Annotated in this window: 7 protein-coding genes and 1 pseudogene; 4 read left to right on the top strand and 4 right to left on the bottom strand. The window is 60.8% G+C overall.

Annotated features, from left to right (window positions below):
* Positions 1-263: pseudogene (locus tag BLP10_RS21555) on the top strand (recombinase RecA); the annotation flags it as partial.
* Between the two features lie 329 nt (positions 264-592).
* Here the strand turns inward: BLP10_RS21555 and BLP10_RS23315 are convergent.
* Entirely contained in the window at positions 593-1,021 is a 429-nt protein-coding gene (locus BLP10_RS23315; RefSeq protein WP_175494001.1) for an AraC family transcriptional regulator, read from the bottom strand.
* A 38-nt stretch (positions 1,022-1,059) separates the two neighbouring features.
* A complete protein-coding gene (locus tag BLP10_RS21545) occupies positions 1,060-1,647 on the bottom strand; it encodes a TetR/AcrR family transcriptional regulator (RefSeq protein WP_091139406.1) in 588 nt (195 codons plus the stop codon).
* Positions 1,648-1,696: 49 nt separating this feature from the next.
* Here BLP10_RS21545 and BLP10_RS21540 point away from each other — a divergent pair, with 49 nt between their 5' ends.
* Entirely contained in the window at positions 1,697-2,251 is a 555-nt protein-coding gene (locus BLP10_RS21540; protein ID WP_091139403.1) for a dihydrofolate reductase family protein, read from the top strand.
* A 23-nt stretch (positions 2,252-2,274) separates the two neighbouring features.
* Complete coding sequence (locus BLP10_RS21535; protein WP_091139401.1) at positions 2,275-2,838, top strand: GNAT family N-acetyltransferase; 564 nt, start codon at positions 2,275-2,277, stop codon at positions 2,836-2,838.
* Positions 2,839-2,915: 77 nt separating this feature from the next.
* Here the strand turns inward: BLP10_RS21535 and BLP10_RS21530 are convergent, their stop codons facing one another.
* Positions 2,916-3,806 (bottom strand): LysR substrate-binding domain-containing protein, encoded by an 891-nt coding sequence (locus tag BLP10_RS21530; RefSeq protein WP_091139400.1) that lies wholly within the window; start codon positions 3,804-3,806, stop codon positions 2,916-2,918.
* Positions 3,807-4,153: 347 nt separating this feature from the next.
* Between BLP10_RS21530 and BLP10_RS21520 the strand changes: the two genes are divergently transcribed.
* Positions 4,154-4,621, top strand: coding sequence for a DUF1203 domain-containing protein (locus BLP10_RS21520; protein WP_091139394.1), 468 nt, complete (start codon positions 4,154-4,156; stop codon positions 4,619-4,621).
* A gap of 96 nt (positions 4,622-4,717) precedes the next feature.
* Here BLP10_RS21520 and cml read toward each other — a convergent pair whose 3' ends face one another.
* Positions 4,718-5,917, bottom strand: a complete 1,200-nt coding sequence (gene cml / locus BLP10_RS21515) for a CmlA/FloR family chloramphenicol efflux MFS transporter (protein ID WP_091139391.1) — start codon at positions 5,915-5,917, stop codon at positions 4,718-4,720.
* Positions 5,918-7,884 lie beyond the last annotated feature (1,967 nt).

The following is a 7,884-nucleotide window of genomic DNA, read 5'->3' as shown; positions in this document are numbered from 1 at the left end:
TCATGTTCGGCGAGGGCGTGTCCAAGGTGGGCGAACTCATCGATCTTGGCGTGAAGGCCGGCATCGTCGACAAGTCCGGCGCCTGGTTCTCCTACAACAGCCAGCGCCTCGGCCAAGGCCGCGAGAACGCCAAGACTTTCTTGAAGGAAAATGCTGACATTGCGGGGGAGATTGAAGCAAAGATCCGCCAGAATGCAGGTCTTCTGCTGAATGACTTCCAGGCTACCGATACTACTGATGATGCAGCTGATGATGCAGCCTGAATGTAAATGGGGCCGGTCTTTGAACCGGCCTCTTTCTTAGCTGATGTAGACGATCTTGTTGGGATCAAGATCAGTTCCTCCGTTCCATTGGGAGGCCGCAAGGCGGCCACCTTTTGCGACTGAATAGTCGAAACGGAGCCGTCACTGGTCTGTGACGATCGCAATACTCTGAAGCCAGCAATGCCCGAACACCACCGGAACAGAATGATCATAGGTCAGACGTTCGTGTTCGCTGCGATAGAGATCGGAAATGCGCTGTGCTGTATCCGGATCAACAAGGGCCGCAGTGCAATAGTTGGTTGCGACATCGTCCCAGCTGTCCCGATCCCCTACTGATTGCGATCAATTCTTTCTAAGACAAACGGGAGGATCAGTTGCGGTAGCGTATTCATCAGCTCACCCGCTGGCGGATCGCAACACAGAAATCGATACACGTCTGGCCGAGAGTGATAGGCGGCATATGATTGATAATCGCTGGGCCCGAACTTGCGCATGTTTAGGCGCTCGGTCCCGAACGGCAGCGAGGTGTCGCTGATCGCCTTAAACTCGGAGACAACTTTGGTCTGGTTGGAATAGGTCATGCTCCCCCTCAGGCGGCGGCCGCGCAGATAGCCCATGACGGTGCAGCCCGTGGCGGCCCCATAAGCCCGCAACAGGTGAAAGCGCGAGCCCCCGCTCGCCGCCGCAATCTCGGCCAGCAGGATCACCTGCGAGAAACGGCTCTCGATCAGCCACAAGGCCTTGCCAACAGGATCCATGCGCTCTCCCACGAACTCTTCCGCTTTTGACCGATCCCTCACCCGTGCGTTTGATCGCCGTTGCGCATGCGTCGTATGTCTGCGACCCACTCCTCGAGGACGCGGCGGATCGCCTGCCCGGGTGGCTCCTCGCGTGTGAAGGCCCACCAGGTATGAGCGCCCTGCCAGAGGCTCGCCATCTGCCAGCCGAGGCGCTTGCCCTTTGCCGGATCCCTTGAGAGGCGGCCGCCGAGAGCCGCGGCCAGGCGATGCCCCCAGGCCGCGCCGCGGCGGCGCAGGACGGGATTGCGCATGTCCTCCCGCAAGAGCAACAGGCCGTTGCTTGCGTCGCGTTCGGCGGTTTCGGGTGGCATCAGGCGCAACAGAAGGTTGATCGCGCCTTCAGGCGTCAGGGCCTCTTCCGCGTCTGCGGCCTCGGTCTCCGCGTCGAGCCGGTCCCAGGCACGTAGGAGAATGACCTCGACCATCGCCTCCCGGGCGCCGTAGCGCTGGACCAGCGTCGCCGGCGAGAGGCCGCAGGCATTCGATGCGATGGTGAAGGTGAGGCCGTCGGGCCCGCTCTCCATGAGCGCGCCGAGGAGCGTGTCGAGCACCTGCTCGTCGGGAATTGTCTTGGGTCTTGCCATAAGAATATATAAACGTTTATTCGTTTATTAATCAATAGGGGAAACCGCCATGGCCAGAATCTTGGGCTACATCGCCGCCAGCCTCGATGGGCTGATCGCCACCAAGAACGACAGTCTCGACTGGCTGTTCAAGTACAACGACATGGACCTCGGCGAGCACGACTACGGTCTTTTCCTCAAGCGCATCCGTACCGTGGTGATGGGGCGTGGCACGTACGACTTTCTCGCGCGGGATGCCTCGCCCTGGGCTTACGGCGACCAGCGCGTCATCGTCGTCACGTCGCGGCCGATCGAGCATCCGAAGGGGCCGCTCGAGGTCCGCAGCGACGTCGACGCGTTGGTCCGCGAGCTGCGCGGGCTGGACGACGGTGACGTCTGGATGATGGGCGGCGGGCAGTTGCAGATGGCGTTCCTCGAGCGCGGTGCCCTGGACGAGATCGAGATCTACGTCATCCCGGAGATGCTGGGAGGCGGCCGACCGCTGTTCCCGCTCACGGGCTTTCGCGCGAGCCCGACCCTCGTCAGCGCCCAGGCGATCGACCGCGGCTGCGTGCGGCTGCACTACCGGTTCCAGCCTGACATGCCCGATCGGAATGACCACTGATGCTCCCTGACCGAGATTCATCGATGCCTCCTGAGCTTCGCGAGATTCCCACCGAAATCAAAACGGCCCGCCTCGTGCTGCGCTGTCCGCGCTACGGCGATGGCGCACGCCTGCACGCCGCCATCCATGCCTCCCTGCCTGAACTAAAGCCCTGGGCGGTCTGGGCCCAGAAGCCGCTCGATGTGGATGGATATGAGGTCAGCCTCCGGCAGGCGGCGAGCCGTTTCCTGACACGCCAGGAGTTGCGCTACCTGATCTTCGACGCGTCAGGGGACCGGCTGCTGGGCAGCACCGGGTTCCACGCCCTGGACTGGAGCGTTCCAAAGGCCGAGATCGGCTACTGGATCGCCACGCCGCACGTCGGGCGGGGCTACGTGACGGAAGCGGTGAAGGCCCTGACGGAGTTCGGGCTCGACATCGTGGGCTTCCGGCGCATCGAGATCCGCTGCGATCCCCTGAACGAGCGCAGCCACGCCATCGCCCGGCGGTTGGGATACCAGCTTGATGGATGTCTGGTGAACAACGTCGTCGCGGCCGATGATCCCACGCGTTTGCGGGACTCCCTGATCTTCTCACAGGTGCGGTGATAGGCAGAAAGTGCAGCCACTCTCACTACGTGGGCGGCGTCTAGATCCATCCTTCAGATGCCGTCTCCGTGGACGTTTCAGGGTGCTGTCTTCGCGCCGAGCTCGGCCTTCAGCCAGTCGCGGAAGGCCTGCACCGCCCGTGTCGATGGCGCCGACCGGGAGGTAACGAACCAGTACGAAATCCCGGTGGCGTAGCGATCAGGGAAAGGAGCGGACAGGCGGCCCATGGCGATGGCATCGCAGGCCAGCGTTTCCCAGCCGAGAAACACGCCCTGGCCTGCCACCGCCGCGTCCAGGCATAGGGATGCATCCGAGAACACCGGACCATCACCGAGGATCGTCTCGTCGAGGCTGTTGGGACCCAGCCACGCGTCCCAGCCGAACATCGGCGTCGGCTCGCGGATGATTGGCACGTGGGCAAGGTCGCGGGGATGCCGCAACCGCTCGGATAGCGCCGGACTGCACACCGGGAACACGAGCTGGTCGAGCAGTCGCTCGGCGCGGACGTTCGGCCACTCGCCACGCCCGACCCGGATGCATACATCCACGTCCGACGCGTTCGGGTCTACCAGGGCGACGTCGGCGTCAATGCGGATGCGGATGTCGGGATGCCGCTCGCGAAAGCGCTGGAGGCGCCACACCAGCCACTTGCTGGCAAACACCGGAGCGACCGAGACAATGAGCACGCCCTCGCGCCGCCGCTCGGCCAGCGCCAGCCCAGCGGAGATCTCGGCGAAGCCGACGCTGAGATAGTGCAGTACCTCCTGCCCGAAGGGTGTCGGGCGCAATCCCTTGGGGTGGCGCTCAAACACGGGGCGGCCAAACTGCTCCTCGGCCTTGAGCACCTGCTGGCTCACCGCCCCGATGGTGACGCCGAGCTCCCCGGCCGCCGCCCGCAGGCTGCCCAGGCGTCCGGCGGCCTCAAGAGCCCGAAGGCCGTTCAGATGGAAGCGGTTCAGATTATGCATATAGCTTTCCTACACTCAGGTGCAGGAAAACGCCATTTCCCGTCCTGGGCAAGTGGGGCAGCCTGTAGGCATGCTGAACCTCCGCAAACTGCTTGAACGCCTTGCCCGCTCCCTGGAGCCGAAGGACCCGCTGTCTTGGAAACAGGAATGGGAGGCGGACCCACTGTCCCATCCCGACCTGCAACGGATGACCCTCGAGCAACTGGCCGACCTGCCGTTCGAGCGACGCATCCCGTTGGCTGGACAGGGGAGCATCGGTCAGGCGATAGGGCCGTCACAGGAATCGGGTGGGTTCCGGCCGCGCCGGTGTGGATGCTCTGAACCCTGATTAACAAGGATAAACGTTCATGGACTTTCGCATCGTCGGGCTGTCGCCAGAGCCGTTCCGGCACCTCTATGGAGTGAGCGAGCAGGATCTCGCGATTCATGGGGTGATCCGCTACCTGGCTGACGAGTGCCCCGGCTACCCCGATCGCGTCGAGATGCGTGAGGCGAGGGTGGGCGAGACCTTGCTGCTCCTCAACCATGTCTGCCAGCCCGCAGAGACACCGTACCGGGCGACGCACGCCATCTTCGTACGCGAGGGTGCGGAGGACACCTACGACCGCGTCAACGAGGTTCCCGAGGTCATGCGCCTGCGGCTGCTGTCGCTGCGCGCTTTCGATGCTGCCGGGATGATGCTCGACGCCGACATCGTGGACGGCAAGGAGATCGAGGGACTCATCGAACGCCTGTTCGCGAACCCACAGGTGAATTACATCCATGCCCATTATGCCAGGCGCGGGTGCTTTTCCGGCCGCATCGAACGGGCCTAAGGGCTAGGATAAGACCGGATGTTAGGTGCCCAGCGGCTCTTTCATGGCGATCGGGAAACGGCGGAGCCGGGTGTGATGCCCGGCTCCGCCGATTGATTACGTCCGCAGACGGTTTCGGGATTGCAACCATGCCAAAGCGATCAGCACGACGACGGCCATGATCGCGGAGTAAGTCACAAGCGGCCACGCGGTGTCACCCTGCAACCTGATCACCGCGAGCGTTCCACCGATGCTGGTGATGAGACTCTGGACGCAGAAATGCAACGCCACAGCCGACCCGGCGATGTCCCCGAATTTCTCCAGCGCGCCATTCGCCGTCACCGACACGGTGAAGACGATGCCGATCGCCATGATCCACATCGGCACGATGAACGTCGCGAAGGATGGGGTTCCGAACACCTGCCCGATGCTCAGGAATCCTGCGCCCAGGAGCAGCATCACCATGCCCCTCGAGAGACTGCCGGCCTTCCCCCACCGGGCCACGAACCGCTTGGCGAAGCGCGTCGTGATGATCATCACAACCGCCGCCGTCGCGAAGGCGAGGCTGAATTCCAGCTCGGAGTAGCCAGCTCTGTCGATGAGAACGCGGGGAGCGGTCGAGAAGAACACGAAGAACGTGCCCATGGCGGCACTGAAGCCGAGCGTATAGGTCCAGAACGCAAGGCTGCGAAGGACGGGCAGGAACGATCGTCGTGACCGGATGGCAGCCACCGGCCGGGTTTCATGCCAGCGCAACAGGGCATGCAGGACCGGGAGAACGGAAAGAAGGCCCAGCGTGACGAAGATCGCGCGCCACCCGAAGCGGTCCGCGAGCAGCGCTCCCGCAATCGGCCCCAGAGCTGGCACGAAGGCCAGCATGGAACTGAACAGGCTGTAGATGGTCACGCTCTCCGGGCGGTCGGCATACACGTCCCGTACCGTCGCGAAGGTAGCCACCATCGCGGCCGAGGCTCCCACCGCTTGCAGGAAGCGGAGGATGACGAAGGAACTGGCAATCGAGGATGCCGCCAGGCCGAATGACGCCGCCACGAACAGGATCGCGCCGCCGATCAGCACCGGCCGCCGTCCGATGCGGTCGGAAATCGGCCCGAAGATGATCTGGCCGAGGCCGAGCATCACCATGTAGAGACTCAGCGTGAGCTGGACGATGGCCGGACCGGTGCCGAGAATGCCCGGCATGGCCGGAACGATGGGGAGGTAGACATCCATCGCCAGCGAGGCGAGGATGTCGAAGGGGGCCATCAGCAGGAGCGCTGTCGGCAGGGAATAGGCCCACATGGGGGGCTTTGGAGACATGATGAGGCATCCGCTCGAATGAGAAACATCCGGCGGCGATCTGCCTGTCAGCCTGGGCTGGGATCGGTTCGACAGACGCCGCAACAACAAGGAAAGCGTTGTTGCGGCTTACTTGTCCGACGAGGGCTCGGCTCCCATGCCATGACTCCAAGGTTCGAAGAGAGTTGGAAGAGGACGTTCTAGTTATCATGGTGATCTATGGCGGACAAGAATCTTGGGTCTCTGAACGCTGAGGCACCAGCCCCGGCGAGAAACTTGAACGCACCAATCCATTTCATGCGGTCAACATCGTTTGCGTTGATGCAGCATCGCATCTTGTTTAATCAGTGCGGCCGCGCAGGTCGGGTGGTAGCCGTTTGCGATGAAGACGCGGATCAGCTTGATGGCAGAGCGTGTGTGTCTTCGGCGGTTTCCGGCCCCAGTATCTAAGTTCGGCCAATGCTCCGTGGCCTTTGTCACGGCCTTCCGGATGGCTGAAGAGGCGTCGGGCGTTAATCCTTTCATTCGGGCGCTGAGCGCGCCCTGAAAGGGAGAGCTCTGTGGCTTACGTCCGCCATCATGACATCTTCCGCAGGATCGCGTTCTGCATACTGGTAGCGAACCTGCAAGGTACCATGGAACGGGGATCTGCGCTCGATGCAGAACCAGACACCGTCGAAGGTCATGTGTTCATCACCGTCTACATCTTCTGCAAGTATCGGTGTGCGGCTTGCGGATATGACATGTTGCCATTTGAGCGGAACGGCAGACGTTTGAAGCTTGCGCAACTTCGGAGATCTACGTTCATATCTGGCGCTTGCCCTGAACGGGGCCATCCTACGTCGGTTAGCGGCGCTCACAAAAAGGTTATCCGTAGGAACGGTGTCGTGGAAAGAATTGGACTGAGCAGCGGCTTTATGAGTTACTGTTGTGAGGAGGGAAATTCCCCACATATTCCGCTGTAGGATGCATTGAATACTTCATCACTAAAGCGCAATGCTCAGGAAGAGTTGCCGCAATCAGAGGCAGGGGCTTCCCGCGTCGCGCCTGAAACGGTACGTGCCAGGCATCGTCCGAATATCTACAAACAGATGACCTTTGGAAAATACCGATTTTGTCCTTGGTTAACCCAGACTAGACCATAGCTTAGCGCAACAGTTCATAAACTCCCATTCGCGCGATAGGAGGCTCGATAAGTCCCGTTGCCTTAATGCTTCCCTTTACTCGTACGGGGACACAGTCTGTCGCTTACCAAAATGCTGCCGAACCAGATTAGAAGTCTCCTACAATAGGAGCGGAACTCCACCTCGATGACACGGCCATAGCGCTCCATGATCGACCGCTTAGTAATATGGCTCTCGGCCCATGCGCCACACACCCAACAAGAACGTATAGTGAGTATGTCAGCAGGTGAGGGCAAATTCGAACAGCTATCACGTGTGGTTTTGTAGAGTGGGAACAAGTAGCGCTCGTAGCACCCTGCTTAAATAAGCATGCTGTATAAAAAAGAGCGCCGACAGGAGCGCTCTGGAGGATTCGACCGCAGGGGCAATTACAGTCGTATAATGATGATATATTAGACAACATGCCTGTCTAGCAACCACAGACTACCTCTTCGGAGGTATATCGGCACATATTGTCGTACCTCGTAGGAATCAAATACTTCTATTGAAGCCGTGGGGGCATGACGGCAAAGGGCCGCCGACCGGAACCATAAGAGTTCTGGCGCGGCCCTTCTTTCTCACTTGCGCAGGTACCTACTCACCTTGGAAAGACTGACGTCGCCGCGAGAGCATATCCTAAGTATATGATTGCGAAGGGTCAGCTTATAGCCATGTGGGCGAGCCTCACGTCAAATACCAAAAAAGCGCTACGCCGCTAAAAAGCAAAGTGCTGCAGAAGTAAGGAAACCAATCTGGGAAAGGGTGTTCATGTCCATTGAATTCGCTCATCATGAGTCTCTGGTCGCTCGGTGAACGCTATGCCAG

This window comes from Microvirga guangxiensis (assembly GCF_900102135.1).
GTDB lineage: Bacteria > Pseudomonadota > Alphaproteobacteria > Rhizobiales > Beijerinckiaceae > Microvirga > Microvirga guangxiensis.
The sequence above is the reverse complement of the archived record's forward strand: the minus strand, read 5'-3'. Positions and strand labels throughout refer to the sequence as shown.

Coding starts and splice junctions, on each gene's coding strand:
- BLP10_RS23315 (WP_175494001.1), bottom strand. CDS start 1,021: ATGGATCCTGTTGGCAAGGCCTTGTGGCTGATCGAGAGCCGTTTCTCG.
- BLP10_RS21545 (WP_091139406.1), bottom strand. CDS start 1,647: ATGGCAAGACCCAAGACAATTCCCGACGAGCAGGTGCTCGACACGCTC.
- BLP10_RS21540 (WP_091139403.1), top strand. CDS start 1,697: ATGGCCAGAATCTTGGGCTACATCGCCGCCAGCCTCGATGGGCTGATC.
- BLP10_RS21535 (WP_091139401.1), top strand. CDS start 2,275: ATGCCTCCTGAGCTTCGCGAGATTCCCACCGAAATCAAAACGGCCCGC.
- BLP10_RS21530 (WP_091139400.1), bottom strand. CDS start 3,806: ATGCATAATCTGAACCGCTTCCATCTGAACGGCCTTCGGGCTCTTGAG.
- BLP10_RS21520 (WP_091139394.1), top strand. CDS start 4,154: ATGGACTTTCGCATCGTCGGGCTGTCGCCAGAGCCGTTCCGGCACCTC.
- cml (WP_091139391.1), bottom strand. CDS start 5,917: ATGTCTCCAAAGCCCCCCATGTGGGCCTATTCCCTGCCGACAGCGCTC.